The following is a 22,652-nucleotide window of genomic DNA, read 5'->3' as shown; positions in this document are numbered from 1 at the left end:
AAAGGCAGCCATCGGCTGCCTTTTTGCACAGAGGGGCGGGTTACCCGAGCTGGAACAGCAGGGGCCAGCCCTGCTCGTGGCAGTAGCGGTGCTCCTTTTCCAGGTTCTGCATCAGCAACTTGTTCTCGTCGCACCAGTCCAGGGGCAGGGTGACCACCAGCTGATCCCCGGCGGCCTGCACGTTCCACTCGGGCAGCAGGTTGTCCTGACGCCTGTGGTGGGCCGCCACCGCGAGGCGGAGGATGCGGATGCAGCGCAGCACCGTCTGCTCGTCGTGGTTGGGCAGGGCCGGCAGCTCGGAGAGCTTGAGCCCCTTGCGATGAAAGCGCACCAGGGCCGCCAGCAAGGCCTGATCGTCCTGGTTGAAGCCGGGCAGGTCGGTGTTTTGCAAGATGTAGGCGGAGTGTTTGTGGATGCCGCTGTAGTTGATGGCAAGGCCGATCTCGTGCAGCCGCGCCGCCCAGCCGAGGATGGCGCGATAGGGCTCTTCCGGCATCTCCCAGGGGCCGCTCAGGGCGTCGAACAGGGAGAGGACGCTGCTCTCCACCCGGGTGGCCTGGCGCTTGTCGATGCGATAGTGGGTGCTGAGTGCAAGCGCGGTGCGTTCGCGAATGTCGTGATGCTGCAGACGCTCCTCGAACTCGTAGAGCAACCCTTCGCGCAGGGCGCCGTCGGAGTACTCCATCCGCTCGATGGGCAGGGAGGTGAAGAGCCCGAGCAGGATGGCCACCGCGGCGGCGAACACCCCCTGACGCTCCTCGGTGAGGCCCGCCAGCTTGAGCTGGTCGACCCGCTTGTGCTTGAGCATCTCTTCTTTCAGCCGCTCGAGTCCCGCCAGGGTGATGGCACCATCGGTCCACTCTTCCCCCTGCAACACGTCCCGCACGGTGCGGATGGAGCCCGAGCTGCCGAGGCAGCTCTGCCAGCCCAGCTTGCGGTACTGGTTGATGATGGGGGCGAGCTGATGCTGGGCTTCCAACACGGCGGCGTTGAAGGCCTTCTCACCGAGCTTGCCGTTGCCAAAGAAGCTCTGGGTGAAGCTCACGCAGCCCATCTTGCGGCTGGTGAGCGCCTTGTGCTCAAACCCTTCGCCGATGATGAGCTCGGTGCTGCCGCCGCCGATGTCCACCACCAGCACCTGGCCCTCGATGTGCTGGGTATGAGCGACCCCCTGATAGATGAGGCGGGCCTCTTCCTGGCCGCTGATGATCTCGATGGGGTGGTTGAGCACCTTGGCCGCCTCGCGCACGAAGTCGCGGGCGTTGCTGGCGCGGCGCAATGTGTAGGTGCCGGCGATGCGGATCTGATCCGGCTTGATGTTGGTGAGCCGCTCGGCGAACAGGGCGAGGCAGTCCAGCCCGCGCGCCATGGCCTCCGGGGACATGCGGCGCTGACCGTCCATCCCTTCGGCGAGGCGCACTCGCTCCTTGATGCGATCGATGATCTGCATCCGCCCCTCGGTGAGGCGGGCGATGACCATGTGGAAGCTGTTCGAGCCCAGGTCGACAGCGGCGTACAGACTATTGTCCATGGTTTGACTCTATGCGTTTGAGGTAGTCGTAAATCGCCACCTGGGAACGGACCTTGCGGCGGTTGCCCCGCTTCACGTATTCGTTCTTCTGGTCGGCATCGATCACCCGCGCCTTGCAGGTATCACTCAGTTGTAGCTCGAGAATGTCGAGGATGCGCTGCTTGAGCCGCTCGTCATAGATGGGGGTGCCCACCTCGATGCGACCGTCGATGTTGCGGCTCATCCAGTCGGCACTGGAGATATAGAGCTGGGGATTGCCCTTGTTGTGGAACACCATCACCCGCGGATGTTCGAGGAAACGGTCGATGATGCTGATGACCCGGATGTTGTCGCTCAGACCCGGCACCCCCGGGCGCAGGGCGCACATGCCCCGGATGATCATCTGGATGGGCACCCCGGCCTGGCCGGCGGCATAGAGCCGGTTGATGAGGTCTCTGTCCACCAGGTTGTTGATCTTGAGGGTGATGCCGCTGGGTTGCCCCGCCTTGGCGTTGGCCAGCTCGTTGTCGATGAGGCGATAGAGCTGGCGGCGGCTGTTGATGGGGGAGACCAGCAGGTGGTTGAACTTGTAGCGCCGGTACGGGTACTCGATGTACTCGAACACGCTCTCCACCTCGGCGGTGATGTCCGGATGGCGGGTCAGCAGGGAGAAGTCGGTGTAGATCTTGGCGGTCTTCTCGTTGAAGTTGCCGGTCCCGATATGGGCGTAGCGCACCGCCTCGCCGTTCTCGTGGCGGGTGATGAGGCAGAGCTTGGAGTGGATCTTGAGGCTGGGCACCCCGAACACCACCTTGACGCCTGCGTCGGTCAGGATGTTGGCCCAGTCGATGTTGGCCGCCTCGTCGAAGCGGGCGCGCAGCTCCACCACCACGGTCACCTTCTTGCCGTTGTTGGCGGCGTCGATGAGGGAGTGGATGATCCGCGACTTCTTGGCCACCCGGTAGATGTTGATGCGAATGGCGCTGACCGCCGGGTCGAAGGCCGCCTGGCGCACCAGCTCGGTGAAGTGGTGGAACTTGTGGTACGGGTAGTAGAGCAGGATGTCCTGCTTGGCGATGGCGTCGAAGGCGTTGACGAAGCCGTCAAAGTCGCGGCAATCGAGGGCCGGCAGCTTGGGGTTTTCCAGATAATCCCGACCCACATTGGGGAAGCCGATGAAATCCTTGAAGTTGTGATAGCGCCCACCGGGCATGATGGCGTCGTAGGAGCTGATCTGCAGCTTGAGCTTCAAGAAGCTTATCATGGCCGCCGGCATCTCCCGCTCGTAGACGAAGCGCACCGGCATGGCAGTGAGGCGCTGTTTCAAGCCGTCACTCATCTTGTCCACCAGGCTGAGGTCCAGCTGGTCGGAGAGGTCATATTCGGCATCCCGGGTCAGCTTGACCGCGTAGGCGGCAATCTCGTCGTAGTCGAAGAAGCCCTTGAAGATCTCGTCCAGACAGAAGCGGATAACGTTGTCCAGGATGATGATCTGCTTCTTGCGACGGGTGCCCTCCGGCGGTAGCTGGAAGAAGCGGGGCAGATCGTCGGTGGGCACTTCCACCAGGGCGTACTGGATCACCTGGCCGTTCTTCTTCATCTCGATGGCGAGATAGGTGTGCTCGTCTTTCAGGAACTTGACCGGGTTGACCTCCTTGTTGAGGAGGATGGGGATGATGTGGCGCAGCACCTTTTCCCGGAAGAAGATCCGCAGCCACTGCTGGATGGACTCGGAGAGCTGGCTTTCGTTCACCAGGAAGATGTTGTGGCGGGCCAGCGCGATCAGCAGCTCCTTGTAGGTGTTGTCGAACGCCTCGCCGAGCGCCATCACCTTCTGCTGGATGGCGCGCAGCAGCACCTTGGCCTCGTCGTCGCCGCCGTGGACTTCGTTGATGAGGATGCGGCGCTTGACGTCCGACACCCGTACCTTGAAGAACTCGTCCTGATTGGAGGAGAAAATCCCGAGGAAACGGACCCGCTCGATGAGGGGTACCGTCTTGTCCATCGCCTCTTGCAACACCCGTTCATTGAATGAGAGCCAGCTAAGCTCTTTCTCTTCATACTGCTTGTCGGTGCTCATCTGGTGCCTCTTTGCTCTGGTTGCGTCTGCGCGGAAGTTATGGCGTCAAACCATGACAAATTTATGACAGGCGACACTATTCGCTCAGATCCTGATCGATGTCGACGACGAGGTCGTCGGAGAGGGACTCCAGGGCCGTGACGAGATCGTCCAGTTCGAGCTGCGGCGGCAGGGCCACCAGGGCGTGGGCATAGAAGAGAGGGGCGCCTGAGTGGGGCGCAGGTTCGCAACCTGTGGTGAGGTCGGCGACGTTGATGTTGAGCTGGCGCAGGATGCTGGCCACTTCGTGGACGATGCCCGGTCTGTCGTTGCCGGTGACGCTGAGCATCACCTGATGGGCCGGTTGCGGGCTCAGCTGCCCTTCGGCGAAGCTCACGGTGAGGCCAGGCAGCATCACCAGGGCCTCGCACAGGCTGCGGTAATGCTCGTCAGGCACGGCGACGTGCAAAATGCCGGCAAATTGCCCCGCCAGCTCGCTCATGGAGCTGGCCAGCCAGTTACCCTGCTGCCGGGTGATGGTATCGGCCAGGCTCTCGACGATCCCGGGTTTGTCTGCGCCGATCACGGTGACGACCAATTGCTTTTGCATCCTGCTCTCCTTGAATGGGGCTGCGTGGGGTCCGTTGACGCCTGGCGGCGACGGGGTGCGCGCCAGAACGTCCATGGGCTCTAGCATTGTGCCTGCTGTGACAGGCCATATGAAGCCCGCCTTGCGCAAATTCAGTGAAAAAACGCGAATGCCGGGACGGGCTTGATTTCTGCGCTGCCTGAGTCGCTTTCCCCGTGGTAGAGTGTGCCCCTTCCTTTGGTGTGAACTGAATTTGTCTTGTAAACGGGATGTGCGTGTATGAATAGCCTTGTCGTATCAGGAGCCGTGTTGCTGGGGTTGCTCCTGCTGGTGATCGTCTGGCGCAGGGAGAAAGAGGGCAAGGCCGAGCCCTATGATCTGCAGGAAACCTTGATGAGCCCAGCCGAGCGCACCTTCTTCGGGGTGCTGGATCAGGCGGTGGGGGACAAGGCCCGTGTCTTTGCCAAGGTACGAGCCTCCTATGTATTGACGCCCGAGGCGCACCTTGGCAAGGGCAAGCGCCAGCAGGCGCTCGGCAAGATAGGGGAGAAGCACTTCGATTTTCTGCTCTGCCACCCGGCGGATCTCTCTTTCCTGTGTGCCGTGGAGCTGGATGACGAGGGGCACCGCCACCAGAAGCGCAAGTCGCGGGATCTCTTCCTGAAGGCGGCCTGCGATGGCGCCGGCCTGCCGCTGTTGCAGATCCCGGCCAGCAGCCACTACCAGGTCGACGAGTTGCGGGAGCAACTGCTGCCCCTGCTGGCGAGAACGACGGCGCCGGTGGATGACCTGCTGCCCGGCGAGCGCCGCGAACCGACCTTCAGCCCGCTGCTGCTCGATGGTGTCGATCTGGGCACGTCACACCCGGGGGCTGCCAGGGAGCCCCAGGTGCCGCCCCCCCAGGCCGGAGAGGCAATGCCCGTGTTGATGGAGGAGAATCCCTTCCTCGATCCGGATGAGGAGGAGCCCCGGGAGACGATCCCTCATTGCCCCCGCTGTGCCGCGCCCCTGGTGGCACGGGAAGCACGAAAGGGTCCCCATGCCGGTCGCCTGTTCCTCGCCTGCAGCCGGTTTCCCGAGTGCCGCTATGCCGCTCCCCAGGAGAGCGTGAAACACTGATCCCTCCTCTGACGCCGCACCCTGTCGGCGTCATTCTTTCCCCTTCGCTGGTTTTCATCCGATACTCAATCTGGCTGGAAGCGTGATCCCCGTCCCGCCAGGGTCCGGGAGGATGTGACAAGTTTTGACAATCCGCCATAATTTTGGCACTTTGTCCCCCTTATGACACAGTGCGAAATTGGTTTTAATAAGCACTTAAAAAACAATAGTTTGGCGTCAGGTGTGAAAATATGGATAGGATGGCTATGGGTGTGCTGCTTGTTGATGCCAATGATGTGCGGCGCCAGCAACTGGGGACTGTGCTCTCCTTCATGGGGATCCCCTGGCAGGAGGTGGTTGAGAGCGATCTCGATGTGGCCATCGAGACTGCCGGGCCCTTGCAGGGGATTCTGGCCGGGGAACTGCGCGAGCGCGCCCTGAGTGAGCTGCTTGCCGCCCATCCTCGTCTGCCCTTCCTCTCCCTGATGCCGGCGAGCCATGGTTGCAGCAACTTCATCGGGGTGGCCGAGGCGCCCTTTACCTATGAGTCCCTCACCCGTCATCTGCACTTCTGCCAGGCCTTCATCTCCCTGCATCCCCGTCATCAGACCCACGACAAGGGTCAGACCCTGCTGCGCCTGCTGGTGGGCAAGGGGAGGGGCATCCAGGAGGTGCGCCGTCTTATCGGCCAGGTGGCCGAGACCGACGCCAACGTACTGATCCTCGGTGAGTCCGGAACCGGCAAGGAGGTGGTGGCTCGCGCCATCCACGAGCTGTCCGCCCGAAGCGCGGGCCCCTTCGTGCCCATCAACTGCGGCGCCATTCCGGCTGAACTGCTCGAGAGCGAGCTGTTCGGTCACGAGAAGGGGGCCTTCACCGGTGCCATTGCCGCTCGGCGCGGCCGCTTCGAACTGGCCCAGGGGGGCACCCTCTTCCTCGACGAAATCGGCGATATGCCGCTGCCGATGCAGGTCAAGTTGCTGCGGGTGCTGCAGGAGCGCCAGTTCGACCGGGTCGGGGGCGGCAAGGCCGTCCAGGCAGATGTGAGGGTGATCGCGGCGACCCACCGGGATCTGGAAGCCATGATCCGCACCCAGGCATTTCGCGAAGATCTCTACTACCGCCTCAATGTGTTCCCCATCGAGACGCCCCCCCTGCGGGATCGGGCCGACGACATCCCGCTGCTGCTGCAGGAGCTGCTCAATCGCCATGCCGAACAGCACAAGGGGATCATCCGTCTGACCCAGCGCGCCATGGAGTCCCTGATGCAGTACGCCTGGCCCGGCAACGTGCGCGAGCTGTCCAACCTCATCGAGCGCCTGCTCATCCTCTATCCGAACCAGATCGTCGATGTGGCGGATCTGCCCGGCCGCTATCGCCTGCTGCCCTGCGAGCCACGAGATGAACGGCTCACCGAGATGGACGAGCGGGACGCCCTGGCTGCCGTGTTCCAGTCCCCACCAGAGCTGGATCCCGGCATCGCCATGCCCCTGCCCATGCAGTTGCCCCAGGAAGGGGTCAACCTCAAGGAGATGCTGGCCGATCTCGAGGTGGAGCTGATCCGCCAGGCCCTGGAGTCCCAGGACGGGGTGGTGGCCCGCGCCGCCGACCTGCTCAGCATGCGCCGCACCACCCTGGTGGAGAAGATGAAGAAGTACGGCATGAGCAAGGACAATTGAGGTCAATGCTTTGACGCATTGAGCCAATGGATTGATAAATAACGTCTATTTTGCTGGCATGGAAATTGAATAAGCTGACTCAATCGCCAGTTTGAGGTCAGCTTTATGACAATCTTGCAGCAGGATGTCCCCCTCCAGTCACATGAAGTGAGTCAGCTTTACGCCATCTTCACGGCGCTGCCGACCGGCGTGCTGCTGCTCGATGGCGAGGGGCTGATCACCCGTGCAAACCCTGCCGCCCTGGCGCTGCTGGGAGAGCCACTGGAAGGCCTCTCCTGGCGCCAGATCATTGCCCGCTGCTTCGAACCCCGTGAGGATGACGGTCACGAGATCTCCTTGCGAGACGGTCGCCGGGTTCAGCTGTCGACCCAGCCGCTGCCGGATCAGCCCGGCCAACTGGTGTTCATTACCGACTTGACCGAGACCCGCCAGTTGCAGGACAGGGTCAACCACATGAAGCGTCTCTCCGCCCTTGGCAACATGGCGGCTTCCCTGGCGCACCAGATCCGCACCCCGCTCTCCGCCGCCATGCTCTATGCGGCCAACCTGGCCAACCGCACCCTCAAGCCTGAATCCCGCAGCCAGTTCCAGCAAAAATTGATGGCGCGCCTGCAGGATCTCGAGAAGCAGATCAACGACATCCTGCTGTTTGCCCGCAATGGCGACAACCAGGTGGTGGCGCCCCTCTCGGTGCAGGGCTTGCTGGCGGAAGTGCAGGCGGGGGCCGAAGCCTTCTGCCAGCAGCAGGGCTGCGCCTTGCATCTGGAGGCCCCTGAGCCCGATCTCTGTCTGCTTGCCAACAGCAGTGCCCTGGCGGGGGCCATCAACAACCTCATCGCCAACGCCCGGCAGGCCGGCGCCGATTCGCTCCTGGTGAGCGCTGTGCGCAGCGGCAACCGGGTGGAGATGCGGGTCATCGACAACGGCAAGGGGATGGCCCCCTCCCTGCTCAACCAGATCTTCGAACCCTTCTTTACCACCCGATCCCAAGGCACGGGCCTCGGTCTTGCGGTGGTGCAGTCGGTGGTACGAGCCCATCAGGGAGAGGTAAGCGTGGCCTCGGTCCCTGGCGAGGGCACCTGTTTTACCCTGTCCTTCCCCCTGCATCAGCAACAGGTTCAGTTGGGGGGCGTGGCATGAGGCGCGCAAAAGCCGGAGCGCCGGTGAAGATGATTCTCGACAAGGCCATGTTGGTTGTAGGAGGTGTGGCATGACCCAGGCTCGCATTCTGGTGGTGGAAGATGACAACGGCCTGCGCGAGGCGCTGGTGGATACCCTGCTGCTCGGTGGGTATGAGTGCCGCGAGGTGGACAGCGGCGAGCGGGCCCTGCTTGCCCTGTCCCGTCAGCGCTTTGACATGGTGATCTCCGACATCCAGATGGGGGGCATGGATGGCCTGACCCTGCTCGCCAACATCCGCCAGCAATATCCCCAGGTGCCTGTGCTCCTGATGACTGCCTACGCCAACATCGACGGGGCGGTGCGCGCCATGCGCGAGGGGGCGATCGACTATCTGGCCAAGCCCTTCTCCCCCGAGGTGCTGCTCAACCAGGTCAGCCGTTATGTGCCGGCCCAGAAGGTGGAGAAGCGGGCCGTGGTGTACGGGGACCCTAGGACTGCGGAGCTGTTCCAGCTGGCGACCCGGGTGGCGAGAAGCGAAGCCACCGTCATGGTGACCGGCCCGAGCGGGACGGGCAAGGAGGTGTTGGCTCGCTACATTCACGACCACTCCAACCGGGCAGAACAGGCCTTCGTCGCCATCAACTGCGCCGCCATTCCGGAGAACATGCTGGAAGCGACCCTGTTTGGCTACGAGAAGGGCGCTTTCACCGGTGCGGTGCAGGGGTGCCCTGGCAAGTTCGAGCAGGCTCAGGGAGGAACCCTGCTGCTCGACGAGATCACCGAGATGGATCTGGGACTGCAGGCCAAGCTGCTGCGGGTCTTGCAGGAGAAAGAGGTGGAGCGGCTCGGCAGCCGCAAGATGATCCCCCTGGATGTGCGGGTCATTGCCACCAGCAACCGGGATCTGAAAAAAGCGGTGCAGGACGGGTTGTTCCGCGAGGATCTCTACTACCGCCTCAACGTCTTCCCCCTGCGCTGGACGGCGCTCTGGGAGCGCCCGGGGGACATTCTTCCCCTGGCGGAGCATCTGCTGGCGCTGCATGCCAGCCAGATGGGGCTGCCGACGCCGCAGCTCGCAGAGGACGCCCGAGAGCGTCTGATGGCTCACCCCTGGCCCGGCAACGTGCGCGAGCTCGACAACGTGGTTCAGCGCGCCCTGATCCTCTGTCCAGACGGCCTCATCGACTGTGAGCACCTGATCCTGGAGGAGACGGACGAGACCCTGGTGCGCCCGCTCGAGCGGCTGTCAGGGGAGGGGCTCGGCGGCGAACTCAAGCAGCAGGAGCACCAGATCATTCTGGACACCCTGCAGGAGTGCAACGGCAGTCGCAAGGCGGTGGCCGACAAGCTCGGCATCAGCCCGCGCACCCTGCGTTACAAGCTGGCCCAGATGCGTGACGCCGGCATCGAGCTGCCCGCCTAGGCCTGACAGGCGCATGGCCTTGCCGGTCCGGCTCGATTATCATGGGCTCTGACGATCGGAATCCGGCTCCCCGCACAGTGCGTGGGGAGCCCAGCTAGGAGACCCCCATGATCTCTCATCGTAAACTGGAAAGCCTGCTCAACCACCTGCTCGAACCCCATGCCATCAAGGATTACTGCCCCAACGGCCTGCAGGTGGAGGGGCGCGAGCGCATTCGCAAGGTGGTGACCGGCGTCACCGCCAGCCAGGCCCTCATCGATGCCGCCGTGGCCGCTGATGCTGACGCCATCCTGGTCCATCACGGCTACTTCTGGAGCGGCGAGCCGGCCCAGATCACCGGCATGAAGCAGCGTCGTCTCAAGACCCTCTTGACCCACGACATCAACCTGTTTGCCTACCACCTGCCGCTGGACGTGCACCCCGAGGTGGGGAACAACGCCCAGCTTGCCAGGCTGCTTGGCATCAAGGTGCGTCGCGGCCTCGAACCCTGGAACAGCAAGAGCGTCGCAATGGTGGGCAAGCTGGAGGAGCCCATGAGCGGCAGCGATTTTGCCAAGCTGATTGCCGAGCGTCTCGGTCGCGAGCCGCTTCATTGTGGTGACAGTGGTCCCGAGCTCATCCGCTCCGTGGCCTGGTGCACCGGCGGTGGCCAGAGCTACATCAGCCAGGCGGCGGAGCAGGGCATCGATGCCTTCATCTCCGGCGAAGCCTCCGAGCAGACCATCCACACCGCCCGCGAGATGGGCATGCACTTCTACGCCGCAGGCCATCACGCCACCGAGCGCTACGGCGTCAAGGCGCTGGGAGAGTGGCTCGCCACCGTACACGGGTTGGAGGTGACCTTTATCGATATCGACAATCCGGTGTAGGGCCGATTAGCCGCGCAGCGGCGTCATCGGACGTGATGACAGCCATTGCGCTGGTCGATGGAAATGACAAGGGAGGCCTAAGCCTCCCTTGTTGTGTCTTACGGCTGCTAGCGGTTACTCGCTGGCATAGCCTGCCAGGCCAAGCTGCTTGCCATCGAGGAAGGCAGACCCTTCTCGCATCTGCAAGCGCCCTTCACAGAACCACTGCACCACCAGGGGGTAGATGCTGTGCTCCTGCACCTGGACCCGGGCCGCCACCTCGTCGGCACTGTCCCCTTCGAAGATGGGGACCCGTGCCTGGAGGATCACCGGGCCGCCGTCGAGCTCTTCGGTGACGAAGTGGACGCTGGCGCCGTGCTCGTCATCACCGGCCTCGATGGCGCGCTGGTGGGTGTGCAGACCCTGGTATTTCGGCAGCAACGAGGGGTGGATGTTGATCATCCTCCCCGCGAAGTGGCGCACGAGGTCGGCGCTCAGGATCCGCATAAAGCCGGCCAGCACCACCAGATCCGGCTGATAATCCGCCATCAGGGCCAGCAGGGCGGCATCATACTCCTCCCGGCTGGCGAACTGCTGCTGGGCCAGGGTGGCGGTTGCCACCCCGGCTTCCCTGGCACGCACCAGGCCATAGGCATCAGCCTTGTTGCTGATGACGCCGACCACCTGACCGGCAATCTTGCCGCCGGCACAGCCATCGAGGATGGCCTGCAGGTTGCTGCCGCTGCCTGAGATGAGGACGAGGATGCGTTTCATAGGGGAAGTCATCTGGCCGTTGATCCGATCATTCATTGAATGATGACCTGCTCCTCACCATCGGCCGCCTTGGCGATGTGGCCGATGTGCCAGGCGTTCTCGCCTTCGGCCTTGAGCAGGGCCAGTGCCTTGTCCAGCTGATCCGCCGGCAGGGCGATGATCATGCCGACGCCGCAGTTGAAGGTGCGATACATCTCGTGGCGGGTGACGTTGCCTGCCTGTTGCAGCCAGCTGAACACCGCCGGCCACTGCCAGCTCTGCTCGTCGATGACCGCCTGGGTGTTGGCGGGCAGCACGCGCGGGATGTTCTCCCAGAAGCCGCCGCCGGTGATGTGGGACAGGGCGTGGATCTCGCACTCCTTGATGAGCTTGAGCACGGGCTTCACATAGATGCGGGTCGGCTCCAGCAGGGCGTTGGCCAGGGTGGTGTCACCCAGCGGCTGCTGCACGTCGGCCTTGGAGACTTCCAGGATCTTGCGAATGAGGGAGAAGCCGTTGGAGTGGGGACCGCTGGCGGCCAGGGCGATCAGGGCATCCCCTTCGCCAACCTTGCTGCCGTCGATGATCTCGCTCTTTTCCACCACGCCGACGCAGAAACCGGCGATGTCGTAATCTTCCCCTTCATACATGCCAGGCATTTCGGCAGTTTCACCGCCAACCAGGGCACAGCCGGACTGTTCGCAGCCGGCGCCGATGCCGGTGACCACGGCAGCGGCAGTGTCCACGTCCAGTTTGCCGGTGGCATAGTAGTCGAGGAAGAAGAGGGGCTCGGCGCCCTGCACGATGAGGTCATTGACGCACATGGCGACCAAGTCGATCCCTACGGTGTCGTGCTTCTTCAGGTCGATGGCCAGACGCAGCTTGGTGCCCACCCCGTCGGTACCGGAGACCAGTACCGGTTCCTTGTAGCCAGCAGGGATTTGACACAGGGCCCCAAAGCCGCCAAGACCACCAAGGACTTCAGGACGACGAGTGCGTTTTGACACGCCCTTGATACGTTCAACCAGTGCATTGCCGGCATCGATATCTACGCCAGCATCCTTGTAGCTCAGTGAGGTTTTGTCAGTCACGCGTATTCCCCGTCATATAAAGAAGTGGAGGGTAAAATTCGGGGCGTATTCTACCAGCGGGCACGAAAAACCAGAAAGAAAATCGTTTGCGCGTTTTTGAATCGAAAAGCTCTACAAGCCGTGGCTTTTGTTGTATGATTCCGCGATTTTTTTGGCGCCGGTTAGAGGAGATAATAATGAAAGTCGTTGAAGTCAAACACCCCCTGGTCAAGCACAAGATCGGCCTGATGCGCGAAGGCGACATCAGCACCAAGCGTTTCCGTGAACTGGCCAAGGAAGTGGGCAGTTTGTTGACCTACGAAGCGACCTCTGACTTCGAAACCGAAAAAGTGACCATCGATGGCTGGAACGGCCCTGTGGAAGTCGACCAGATCAAGGGCAAGAAGGTCACCGTCGTGCCCATCCTGCGCGCCGGTCTTGGCATGATGGACGGCGTGCTGGAGCACATGCCGAGCGCCCGCGTCAGCGTGGTCGGTATCTATCGCGATGAAGAGACCCTGCAGCCTGTCCCCTACTTCGAGAAGATCGTCAGCAACATCGAAGAGCGTCTGGCCCTGGTCATCGACCCCATGCTGGCCACCGGCGGCTCCATGATCGCCACCATCGATCTGCTCAAGAAGAAAGGTTGCCAGTCCATCAAGGTGCTGGTGCTGGTTGCCGCCCCCGAAGGCATCAAGGCCCTGGAAGCCGCTCACCCGGACGTGGAGCTGTTCTGTGCCTCCATCGACCAGGGGCTGAACGAGAAGGGCTATATCGTCCCGGGTCTGGGGGATGCCGGCGACAAGATCTTCGGCACCAAGTAAGCATCACCCCATCGCCGCGCCCAAGGCGCGCAAACGGAGCCGGCATCCTGCCGGCTCCGCTGTTTCTCCCCCCCTTTGCTTGCTGCCATGCGCGCCTTGCCGCTACCATAAGCACCATCCCCCATTTCGAGAATCTTCTTTATGCTGAAACGCTTAGCGACTCTCCTCTGCTGCTGTCTGCCTCTCGTGGTGTCGGCCGCCCAGGTAACCGACCTCTATCAGGGCAAGGCTCCCACCAGTGGCGACATGACGGCCGCCCAGTCCCAGGCGCTGGGGGATGTGCTCGTCAAGGTGACGGGCAAGCGTGATATCCTCACCCAGCCGGATGTGGTGAAGGCCCTGGCGGCGCCGGCGGATTACGTGCAGCAATACAGCTATCAGGACATCGGCTCGGTCAAGTTTCTCAAGGCGGATTTCAATGTGGTCAAGGTGAACGCCCTGGTCGGCCAGAGCAAGTTTGCCCTGCTTGGCCCGGTGCGGCCGCAGGTCGCCATCTGGCTGGTGGTCGACGAAGGGGAGCGGCGCATTCTGCCGGATCAGTCCGGCGATGGCTGGTCCGAGGCGCTGCGTGCCCAGACCCAGGCCATGGGGCTGCCGGTCAGTCTCCCGCTGATGGACTTGGATGACAACATGGCGGTCAATGCCACCGATGTCTGGGGCCGCTTTGCCGATCCCGTGCTCAAGGCGAGCCAGCGTTACGGCGCCGAAATGGTGGTGCTCGGCAAACTGAGCCCGGAGGGGGAGGCCTGGAGCATCGACTGGGGTCTTTATGGTACCAAGCCGGGGGCGCAGGCAGGAGAGCTGACCGAGCTGACCAAGGGCACGGGTTCAGGTACCCAGGCCGAGGTGGCAAAGGGCTTTGCCGATGCCCTGGCCGGTTGGCTGGTGCAGCAGTACGGTACCCGTCTCTCCGGTGTCGCCTCCAGCCAGACCCTGGTGGTGGAGGGGCTGTCCGACATCGATGGCATGATCCAGATCCAGAAGCTGCTGCAGGGGATGGCCAGTGTCACCAAGGTGGCTATCGGCAAGCTGGAAGGGGACAAGGTGACCTTCAACCTCTCGCTGCAGGGGGACAAGGCCGAGCTGGTGAGGGGGTTGCAACTGGAGAGCCGCCTGCATCAGGCGGAAGACAACGAGAGCGGCCTGCGCTATCAATGGTCGCAGCCCTGATCCCGGGGAAGGATCCTGACCGCCCGACATGGTCCGGGCGGTTCTCTATCTGCCCCGCTGGTGATACACTTGCCCGCAAATATCACAGTCAAAGCCCAACGAGTGAAGCAACCGGCCCAACTGTCTTTAGCCGTACAACTACCGGATGATGAAACCTTCGTCAGTTTTTATCCCGGCAACAACGCCCATCTGATCACCGCCCTCAAGAATGCGGCCATCGGTCAGGGCTCGCCCTTCCTCTATTTCTGGGGAGCCAAGGGGTCGGGCCGCTCCCATCTGCTCCATGCCACCTGTGCCGAGGTCAACGCCCGCGACGCGGCGGCGGCCTATCTCTCCCTCGATCAGTTTGAACAGCTTGACCCCAGCATGCTCGATGCTTTGGAGAGCCTGCCCCTGGTCTGTCTTGACAGCCTGGAGGCGATCGCCGGCAACGCCCTGTGGGAGCGGGCCCTGTTCGACTTCTACAATCGATGGAAGGAGAAGGGGGAGGGGACGCTCATCGTTACCGGCTGCAGCGCGCCACGCAAGCTGGGGCTGCAACTGCCGGATCTCGCGTCCCGTCTCGACTGGGGAGTGAGCTTCCACCTCGACGAGCTGGACGACGAGGGCAAACTCAGCGCCCTGCAACTGCGCGCCGAGCTGCGGGGTTTCAAGCTGCCCATCGACGTGGGCCGTTTCCTGCTCAACCGCCTCTCCCGCGACATGCGTACCCTGCTTGCCACCCTCAATCGTCTCGACAACGCCTCCTTCCGTGCCAAGCGCAAGCTCACTATCCCTTTCGTCAAAGAGATCCTCGAGCTCTGAAAACCTATCACATTAGGCTATCTTATTCGCCATTTTGAACCTGGGCAGTGCTCGAAATCCTCACGTACTACAGTACGCTCCGGTTTCTGCGCGCTGTCCGTGTTCAAACTGCCTTCAACGATTACGCCTACTGGGATAGGTTCTAAGCCCCATAATGACAAACCCCGGGACTTGGCCGGGGTTTGTTTGCGAGCATTACACAGTTATCAGTGGAACTGATCTTCTTCGGTCGAGCCGGTCAGCGCGGTCACCGACGACTGGCCGCCCTGAATGACGGTGGTCACCTTGTCGAAGTAACCGGTACCCACTTCCTGCTGGTGTGCCACGAAGGTGTAGCCCCGCTCGGCGGCGGCAAATTCCGGCTGCTGCACCATCTCGACATAGTGCTTCATTCCCTCGCCACGGGCGTACTGGTAGGCCAGCTCGTACATGTGGAACCACATGTTGTGGATACCCGCCAGGGTGATGAACTGGTACTTGTAGCCCATGTCGGAGAGCTCTTGCTGGAAGCGGGCGATGGTGGCATCGTCCAGGTTCTTCTTCCAGTTGAAGCTCGGGGAGCAGTTGTAGGCCAGGATCTTGTCCGGGTACTGGGCCTTGATGGCCTCGGCAAATTTGCGCGCCTCGTCCAGATCGGGCTTGGCGGTCTCGCACCACACCATGTCGGCGTAAGGGGCGTAGGCCAGGCCGCGGGAGATGGCCTGCTCGATGCCGGCCTGCACCTTGTAGAAGCCCTCACTGGTGCGCTCACCGGTCAGGAAGCCGGCATCGTAGGGGTCGGCATCCGTGGTCAGCAGATCCGCTGCGTTGGCGTCGGTGCGGGCGATCACCAGGGTGGTGGTGCCGCAGACATCTGCCGCGAGGCGAGCCGCGACAAGCTTTTGCACCGCTTCCTGGGTCGGGACCAGCACCTTGCCGCCCATATGGCCGCACTTTTTCACGGACGCGAGCTGATCTTCGAAGTGCACGCCGGCGGCGCCCGCTTCAATCATCCCCTTCATCAGTTCGAAGGCGTTCAGCACGCCGCCGAAACCGGCTTCCGCATCCGCTACTATGGGCAGGAAGTAGTCGATGAAGCCTTTGTCCTCTGGTCCAACCTTGTTGGCCCACTGGATCTGGTCGGCCCGGGCGAAGGAGTTGTTGATGCGCTCCACCACGGAGGGGACGGAGTTGGCCGGGTAGAGGGACTGATCCGGGTACATGGTGGAGGAGAGGTTGTTGTCCGCCGCCACCTGCCAGCCGGAGAGATAGATGGCTTCGATGCCGGCCTTGGCTTGTTGTACCGCCTGGCCGCCGGTCAGGGCGCCGAGGCAGTTTACATAGCCCTTCTTGGCGCCGCCGTGGATCAGCTCCCACAGTTTGTCGGCGCCGCGTTGGGCCAGAGTGTGTGCCGGCTGCAGGCTGCCACGCAGGTTCACCACGTCCTCGGCGCTGTAGCCGCGCTTGATCCCTTTCCAGCGGGGGTTTTCTGCCCAGTCTTTCTCGATAGCCTGGATCTGTTGCTCACGGGTCAGTGCCATATCAGTTCCCTCTTTCATTGATTTCACGTTTCCATTGACTTGTTATGGGGGCCGTTACCGGCCCGGGTCTCACAGCCGCTCGTAGCCGGGCAGCGTCAGAAAATCGATGAGTGTGTCGGCGCAGGTGATCTCGTCCATCAGGGCGTTCGCCTCGGCGAAACGGCCCGATTGCCAGCGGGCCTCGCCCACTTCGCCTCTGACCACCTCCTGCTCCTCGGCCAGCATCTGGCGGAACAGCGCCTTGGTCACCGCCTGACCGTTGGAGAGGGTTTTGCCGTGGCGGATCCACTGCCAGATGGAGGTGCGGGAGATCTCGGCGGTGGCGGCATCTTCCATCAGTCCGTAGATGGGCACGCAGCCATTGCCGTTGATCCAGGCTTCCAGGTATTGCAGGGCGACGCGGATATTGGTGCGCATGCCCGCCTCGGTGCGATCACCCTCACAGGGGGCCAGCAGGTCGGCGGCCGTGATGGGGGCATCCTGCTCGCGCAGCACGCCGATCTGGTTCTGGGCACCCGCCGGAATGGTGGCGTTGAACACCGCCATGGCGGTATCGGCCAGACCGGGGTGGGCGACCCAGGTGCCATCGTGGCCGTTGTCGGCCTCGCGCTGCTTGTCTGCGTGCACCTTGGCAAACACCTGTTCGTTGACTGCCGCGTCCTTGGCCGGAATAAAGGCGGCCATGCCCCCCATCGCCAGCGCGCCGCGTTTGTGGCAGGTCTTGATCAGCAGCCGCGAGTAGGCAGAGAGGAACGGCTTGTCCATGGTCACCACCTGACGATCCGGCAGGACGCGATCCGGGTGGTTTTTCAAGGTCTTGATATAGCTGAAGATGTAATCCCAGCGGCCGCAGTTGAGGGCGACGATGTGATCCTTCATCTGATAGAGCAGCTCGTCCATCTCGAATACCGCCGGCAGGGTCTCGATGAGCACGGTGGCCTTGATGGTACCGCGGGGCAGAGCAAACCTGTCTTCGGTCCAGGCGAATACCTCGCTCCACCAGCGCCCTTCCAGATGGCTCTGCAGCTTGGGTACGTAGAAGTAGGGACCGGAGCCCTTGGCCAGCAACGCCTTGTGGTTGTGCAGGAAATAGAGGGCGAAGTCGAACAGGCCGCCGGGAATGGGGGCACCATCAAAGGTGACGTGCTTCTCCGGCAGATGCAGACCGCGCACCCGGCAGATGAGCACGGCCGGATTTGGATTCAAGGTATAAGCCTTCCCCTCCGGGCTCTGGTAGGCAATGGTGCCGTTGACCGCATCGCGCAGGTTGATCTGGCCCTCGATCACCTTGTTCCAGGCCGGGGCCAGGGAGTCCTCGAAGTCCGCCATGAAGACCTTGACGTTGGCGTTGAGGGCATTGATCACCATTTTGCGCTCGACCGGGCCGGTGATCTCCACACGGCGGTCCTGCAGATCGGCGGGGATGCCGCGAATGGTCCAGTCACCATCGCGAATATGGGCGGTCTCTGGCAGGAAGTCCGGCAACTCGCCGCCATCGATACGGGCCTGGCGTGCGACTCGCTGCTTCAGCAGCTCGTTGCGTTGGGGTGCGAAACGTTCCACCAGTTCGGACACCAGGGCCACCGCATCCGGCGTCAGGATCTGCGCGTAATCGGGAAGCATCTCGCCTTGAATGCGCAGGCGGGTGCTGCTGATGGTCTGGGCCGGTGCCGACATAGTGGGTACTCCTCCAAAAGTTACATTTTGAATTTATTAACTACGACTAACGTCTATATCCCTTTCTTTCAAACTCCCCGTAACAGCGGGGTAACACGATTCATAAGGTGCAAAATAATGGCGGATTCGTCAACTTGATTTTTAAAACGGGTGTTTTTTGATGATAGTTAAGGTGCTGTTTTAAATGGATTTATGTGATTAGTGCAAAAGCTCTTTGCAGATGGTTATGCTCTTGGGTCGCCGGGGCGGCAGGGGGGAGGATTTCGGTAGAGGGGATGGGTTAAAAATGTAACTAATTACGTAATAAAATTACAAATGCAAAAACAAATCCCGACATTACTCCAAGCTTTGCAAAAACAGCTGTATGAAATGCCTTCGTTCAATCCAGACTGCATGGGGGCTATGAAGTAACCGGGTAGTGAACTGGCGTTTAAAACTAAAATGTCAAATTGAGTCAAAATGGCGAAGGCGAACAGGAGAGAGGGAAATGACGAGCAATAACGTAGGTTTGTATCAAGGCGTGTCCATGAAGGAGAGGGAGGTTGGAACGCAGGAGATGGTCAATTAAACTGATTTTTGAAGAAAAACTAGCATTTTGTCGTTATTTGCGGTGGCGGTCTGTTGGCCTGGGTCAAGGGCGGTGCCGGACAGCAAAACCGGCGTCTTGAACCGCACTATGGCACGGGCTCGTCTCAGTAATCTTCATCCGGGGCGGCGAGATCGATCACATCGAGGTGCACTGAACTGCCAAACCCGTGCTCTGCGGAATCGAGCTCGGAGGGCGTGGGGGAGATCAGGGGCTGAACGGGCTGGGAGTCAACAGCTTGGGTCATGGATGCTTGCCTCATTGATTGCAAGCCGGTCGGTGATTCCATCACCCTAGTGTCCACCTCCCTGTTTTTATGGCCGGCGGAAAAGTTGCGTATCCTAGCGGCACTTTATGAAAGCTTCAAGTGGTTCTGTATAAAATTCATGCCAATAAAAAGCGGCGACCCGATGAACGGGGGAGGTGAGAGGAAAAGAGGCAAGCGTCGGGCGTGCAGGCAAAAAAATAGCCCAGTCGTTTGACTGGGCTATTTCGGGGAATTTGGTCGGTGTGAGAGGATTCGAACCTCCGACCCTCTACACCCCATGCAGATGCGCTACCTGGCTGCGCTACACACCGACGGAGTCAGCTCGGCTGACGGGAAGGAAGTCTAATCGGATGATTTGGCGGGCGCAACTCCTTTTTTATCAGGGAGATGCCGACTGCTTCTTTATTGTTCAGCCAAGATGCAACTTGGGCCCTGGCCGGAGTTTTGGCATAATCGCCGCCCCCTTAGGCGGGCACAGGGTGGCGAACACCCGACTCGGGGCGTTCTTATGTCGCCGGGGCCTTTGGCCTCTCTTTCATTGACAGCATCTTCTGCCGTGGGCTACCGGCTACCGGCCAGCGCGAGGGGGAAGGGGCCCGGTGTGCCCAGGGCCGGGACGCAGCAATCCGGGAGTACGCGGCCGATGCCGTGCAGGGGCCAGGCAAGCCGACATCATATCGACGAGAGGATCAGGGCGTGAAACCATCTGAAGTTGCAGCACAGATCAGCCAGCGCGAGGAGGACGAACGCTGGATGCGCCATGCCATGGCCCTGGCAGCCAGGGCAGAGGGGATAGGCGAGATCCCGGTGGGCGCCGTGCTGGTGCTGGGGGACAAGATAGTGGCAGAGGGGTGGAATCGCTCCATCAGCGAGCACGACGCCTGTGCCCATGCCGAGGTGATGGCGCTTCGGGAAGCGGGCAAGCAGCTTGAAAACTATCGCCTGCTCGACACCACCCTCTATGTGACGCTGGAGCCCTGCTGCATGTGTGCCGGCGCCCTCATCCACAGCCGGGTCAAGCGGGTGGTCTATGGTGCCCGGGATTTGAAGACGGGGGCGGCAGGGTCTGTGTTCGATATCCTGCTGGATCCCCGCCACAACCACCAGGTGGCACTGACGGGGGAGGTGCTCGCCGACGCCTGCTCGGCCCAGCTGTCGGATTTCTTCAAACGGCGCCGCGCCGAGAAGAAGGCGGCCAGACTCGCCGCGAAAGAGGCGCTTCCTCAAGATGACAGCGGGGCCTGATGGCCCCGTTTGCTTTTATTTCACTGCCAGACCGGCTGCCTGCTTCCCACCGAATATCAACTGCCACCCCCCCGATGGAGCCTGCGCTCTTTGCCGCTGTTGATGTAACAAAACTGTCATGCATCCGCCATATAATGCCGCCAAGCCTAGCTCACATTGAGGTCTTGCATGTCATCGGAATCGTTAAATCTGGTCATGGCGGGCAGTCGAAAACGCCGGATCAAGGATAAATTGGCCAAATATGGCGTCACCACAGGGGGAGCCCTGGTGCTGGTGGCGCTGCTGCTCATCTTCTTCTACCTGCTTTATGTGGTGAAGCCCATCTTCAATGGCGCCAGCATGGAGAGCACCGCTTCCTTCACCCTGCCCATCAAGGGCAAGACCGCCTGGCTCGGGGTCGAGGAGCAAAACGAGATAGGTTACCGCTTCAGCGACCAGGGGAAGGTCAAATTCTTTGCCGTGCAACCGGATGGCAAGATCAAGACCGGACAGGTGATTGGTGAGGCGCAGGTGGACGGCGAGATCACGGCGGTCGCGCCGCCTGCGCCGGGCCAGAAACTCATCGCCTATGGGTTTGCCGACGGCAAGGCCCAGGTGGTGCAACCCTATTTCAAGATCTCCTATCCCAATGACGTGCGCGTCATCGAGCCCAGCCTGCAATATCCCTTCGGCGAGACCCCTGTGGTGATCGATCCCCAGGGCAAGGCGCTGACGCGCATGGTCTTCGAGGCGACCAAGGACAAAATGGCGACCGCGGCCGTGACCGAAGATGGTCGTGGTGTGCTGATGGTGATGAGCGGTGAGGAGAATTTCCTCTCCGGCGAAATCGAGTGGAGCAACCAGACCTACACCATTCCGTCCCTGCCACGCCATGTTGACCAGATGCTGCTGACCCCGAACCTGCGCCTGTTGTTCGTGCGCGAGGGCAACCGCCTGTCGGTCTATGACATCCACAACCTGAGCGACATCTCCCTGCGCAATGTCATGGAGATCAACGCCCCCAATGCCAGCGTGACCCAGGTGGCACTGCTCTCCGGTGCGTCCTCCCTGCTGGTGGGCAACGACAACGGCGTCATCTCCCAGTGGTTCGAGGTGGCAAAGGATGGCAAGCGCCAGTTCACCCAGATCCGTGACTTCAAGAGTGACGCGCCGGTCGCCCTGCTGACCCCCGAGCACTTTCGCAAGGGCTTCATCAGCGCAGGCAGCGACGGCACCATCAACTTCTTCCATGCCACCGGCGAAGCCAAGCTGCTTGGCGAGAAGGTTGACGGGGGCAACCTGGCTGCCGTTGCCATCTCTCCTCGCCACAACCTGCTGTTGACCCAGCAGGGGGATGACTTCAAGGTCTTTGACGTCGAGAACGATCACCCCGAGGTAACCTGGTCTGCCCTCTGGCAACAGGTGTGGTATGAAGGCTATCCCGAGCCCCAGTACGTGTGGCAGTCCACCTCCGCCAGCAACGACTTCGAAGCCAAGCTGAGCCTGGTGCCCCTGGTGTTCGGTACCTTGAAAGCCTCCTTCTATGCCATGGTGTTCGCGGTGCCCCTGGGTGTCGCCGGTGCCATCTATACCGCCTACTTCATGTCGGCGGGGCTGCGCAAATACGTCAAGCCGACGGTGGAGATCATGGCGGCGCTGCCGACCGTCATCCTCGGCTTCCTGGCGGGTCTGTGGCTTGCGCCCATCATCGAAGGGGCCCTGCCCGGGGTGATCCTGCTGCTGATCCTGCTGCCCATGGGCATGCTGCTCACCGCCCTGGTGTGGAACTATCTGCCGGAGCGCGGCCGCACCTGGCTGCCGGAAGGCTGGCACGCCATCCTGCTCATCCCTGTGCTGCTGTTCATCGGATGGGGCGCCTTCGCCTTGAGCCCCATCATCGAGAACGCCTTCATGCACGGTGATTCGCGCATCTGGCTGACCCACGACATGGGCATCAAGTTTGACCAGCGCAACTCCCTGGTGGTCGGTATCGCCATGGGCTTTGCGGTCATCCCCACCATCTTCTCCATCGCCGAAGACGCGGTCTTCTCGGTGCCCAAGCACCTGACCCAGGGCTCGCTTGCGCTGGGGGCGACCCCGTGGCAGACCCTGAGCCGGGTGGTGATCCTCACCGCGAGCCCGGGCATCTTCTCGGCGGTGATGATGGGCCTTGGCCGCGCCGTGGGCGAGACCATGATCGTGCTGATGGCCACAGGCAACACCCCCATCATGGACTTTTCCATGTTCCAGGGGCTACGGACCCTGGCGGCGAACATTGCGGTGGAGATGCCGGAATCGGAAGTGGGCAGCTCCCACTACCGGGTGCTCTTCCTCGCCGCCTTCGTGCTGTTTGTGTTCACCTTCTTGTTCAATACCCTGGCCGAATTCGTCCGCCAGCGGTTGCGTGAAAAGTACAGCTCTCTGTAAG

18 protein-coding genes and 1 tRNA gene are annotated in these 22,652 nt (G+C 61.8%); 10 read left to right on the top strand and 9 right to left on the bottom strand.

Annotated features, from left to right (window positions below):
• Positions 1 to 40: 40 nt before the first annotated feature.
• The 3 genes from ppx to J9893_RS00570 form a co-directional block, all read right to left on the bottom strand.
• Positions 41 to 1,531: an exopolyphosphatase gene (ppx, locus tag J9893_RS00580; RefSeq protein WP_041206049.1), complete on the bottom strand. Its 1,491-nt coding sequence runs from the start codon at positions 1,529 to 1,531 to the stop codon at positions 41 to 43.
• Positions 1,521 to 3,590: a polyphosphate kinase 1 gene (ppk1, locus tag J9893_RS00575; RefSeq protein WP_010675282.1), complete on the bottom strand. Its 2,070-nt coding sequence runs from the start codon at positions 3,588 to 3,590 to the stop codon at positions 1,521 to 1,523. The genes ppx and ppk1 overlap by 11 nt, the downstream gene beginning before the upstream one ends.
• A gap of 76 nt (positions 3,591 to 3,666) precedes the next feature.
• Positions 3,667 to 4,179 carry an ACT domain-containing protein gene (locus tag J9893_RS00570; protein WP_010675281.1) on the bottom strand — a complete coding sequence of 171 codons (513 nt, stop codon included), beginning with the start codon at positions 4,177 to 4,179 and terminating at the stop codon, positions 3,667 to 3,669.
• A gap of 258 nt (positions 4,180 to 4,437) precedes the next feature.
• Between J9893_RS00570 and J9893_RS00565 the strand changes: the two genes are divergently transcribed.
• The 5 genes from J9893_RS00565 (at position 4,438) to J9893_RS00545 (ending at position 10,349) form a co-directional block, all read left to right on the top strand.
• A complete protein-coding gene (locus tag J9893_RS00565) occupies positions 4,438 to 5,277 on the top strand; it encodes a DUF2726 domain-containing protein (RefSeq protein WP_111896806.1) in 840 nt (279 codons plus the stop codon).
• A gap of 239 nt (positions 5,278 to 5,516) precedes the next feature.
• Positions 5,517 to 6,935, top strand: a complete 1,419-nt coding sequence (locus J9893_RS00560; protein ID WP_282597899.1) for a sigma-54 dependent transcriptional regulator — start codon at positions 5,517 to 5,519, stop codon at positions 6,933 to 6,935.
• 105 nt (positions 6,936 to 7,040) lie between these two features.
• Positions 7,041 to 8,075, top strand: coding sequence for an ATP-binding protein (locus J9893_RS00555; RefSeq protein ID WP_043153839.1), 1,035 nt, complete (start codon positions 7,041 to 7,043; stop codon positions 8,073 to 8,075).
• 70 nt (positions 8,076 to 8,145) lie between these two features.
• Entirely contained in the window at positions 8,146 to 9,480 is a 1,335-nt protein-coding gene (locus J9893_RS00550; protein ID WP_202042286.1) for a sigma-54 dependent transcriptional regulator, read from the top strand.
• Positions 9,481 to 9,587: 107 nt separating this feature from the next.
• The gene (locus J9893_RS00545) at positions 9,588 to 10,349 is read left to right on the top strand and encodes a Nif3-like dinuclear metal center hexameric protein (protein WP_010675276.1); all 762 of its coding nucleotides are present in this window, start codon (positions 9,588 to 9,590) and stop codon (positions 10,347 to 10,349) included.
• A 114-nt stretch (positions 10,350 to 10,463) separates the two neighbouring features.
• Here J9893_RS00545 and purN read toward each other — a convergent pair whose 3' ends face one another.
• Positions 10,464 to 11,102 (bottom strand): phosphoribosylglycinamide formyltransferase, encoded by a 639-nt coding sequence (purN, locus tag J9893_RS00540; RefSeq protein ID WP_210599820.1) that lies wholly within the window; start codon positions 11,100 to 11,102, stop codon positions 10,464 to 10,466.
• A 32-nt stretch (positions 11,103 to 11,134) separates the two neighbouring features.
• Entirely contained in the window at positions 11,135 to 12,172 is a 1,038-nt protein-coding gene (purM, locus tag J9893_RS00535; protein ID WP_010675274.1) for a phosphoribosylformylglycinamidine cyclo-ligase, read from the bottom strand.
• A 176-nt stretch (positions 12,173 to 12,348) separates the two neighbouring features.
• On the opposite strand from purM, the gene upp reads away from it, so the two are divergent.
• The 3 genes from upp to hda all read left to right on the top strand — a co-directional run bounded on the left by upp (position 12,349) and on the right by hda (position 14,949).
• Positions 12,349 to 12,975, top strand: coding sequence for a uracil phosphoribosyltransferase (gene upp, locus J9893_RS00530; RefSeq protein ID WP_005302745.1), 627 nt, complete (start codon positions 12,349 to 12,351; stop codon positions 12,973 to 12,975).
• Between the two features lie 141 nt (positions 12,976 to 13,116).
• On the top strand, positions 13,117 to 14,145 hold the full coding sequence (locus J9893_RS00525) for a DUF2066 domain-containing protein (RefSeq protein ID WP_210599819.1): 1,029 nt from the start codon (positions 13,117 to 13,119) through the stop codon (positions 14,143 to 14,145).
• Between the two features lie 102 nt (positions 14,146 to 14,247).
• A complete protein-coding gene (gene hda / locus J9893_RS00520) occupies positions 14,248 to 14,949 on the top strand; it encodes a DnaA inactivator Hda (RefSeq protein WP_010675272.1) in 702 nt (233 codons plus the stop codon).
• A 206-nt stretch (positions 14,950 to 15,155) separates the two neighbouring features.
• Here hda and aceA read toward each other — a convergent pair whose 3' ends face one another.
• The 4 genes from aceA to J9893_RS00500 form a co-directional block, all read right to left on the bottom strand.
• Positions 15,156 to 16,469 (bottom strand): isocitrate lyase, encoded by a 1,314-nt coding sequence (aceA, locus tag J9893_RS00515; RefSeq protein WP_041213155.1) that lies wholly within the window; start codon positions 16,467 to 16,469, stop codon positions 15,156 to 15,158.
• Positions 16,470 to 16,538: 69 nt separating this feature from the next.
• On the bottom strand, positions 16,539 to 18,146 hold the full coding sequence (gene aceB / locus J9893_RS00510) for a malate synthase A (RefSeq protein WP_210599818.1): 1,608 nt from the start codon (positions 18,144 to 18,146) through the stop codon (positions 16,539 to 16,541).
• Between the two features lie 692 nt (positions 18,147 to 18,838).
• The gene (locus J9893_RS00505; RefSeq protein ID WP_010675269.1) at positions 18,839 to 18,979 is read right to left on the bottom strand and encodes a hypothetical protein; all 141 of its coding nucleotides are present in this window, start codon (positions 18,977 to 18,979) and stop codon (positions 18,839 to 18,841) included.
• Between the two features lie 255 nt (positions 18,980 to 19,234).
• Positions 19,235 to 19,311: transfer RNA gene (locus J9893_RS00500), tRNA-Pro, on the bottom strand.
• Positions 19,312 to 19,696: 385 nt separating this feature from the next.
• Between J9893_RS00500 and tadA the strand changes: the two genes are divergently transcribed.
• Both tadA and J9893_RS00490 read left to right on the top strand, forming a co-directional pair.
• Positions 19,697 to 20,245 carry a tRNA adenosine(34) deaminase TadA gene (tadA, locus tag J9893_RS00495; RefSeq protein WP_080768115.1) on the top strand — a complete coding sequence of 183 codons (549 nt, stop codon included), beginning with the start codon at positions 19,697 to 19,699 and terminating at the stop codon, positions 20,243 to 20,245.
• 168 nt (positions 20,246 to 20,413) lie between these two features.
• The gene (locus tag J9893_RS00490; protein WP_210599817.1) at positions 20,414 to 22,651 is read left to right on the top strand and encodes an ABC transporter permease subunit; all 2,238 of its coding nucleotides are present in this window, start codon (positions 20,414 to 20,416) and stop codon (positions 22,649 to 22,651) included.
• Position 22,652: the final 1 nt, after the last annotated feature.

Origin of the sequence: Aeromonas sp. MaB10011B (genome assembly GCF_017939325.1) — a bacterium.
In the GTDB taxonomy this organism is placed as follows: Bacteria; Pseudomonadota; Gammaproteobacteria; order Enterobacterales; family Aeromonadaceae; genus Aeromonas; species Aeromonas caviae.
This window is presented reverse-complemented; position numbering and strand designations above follow the sequence as displayed.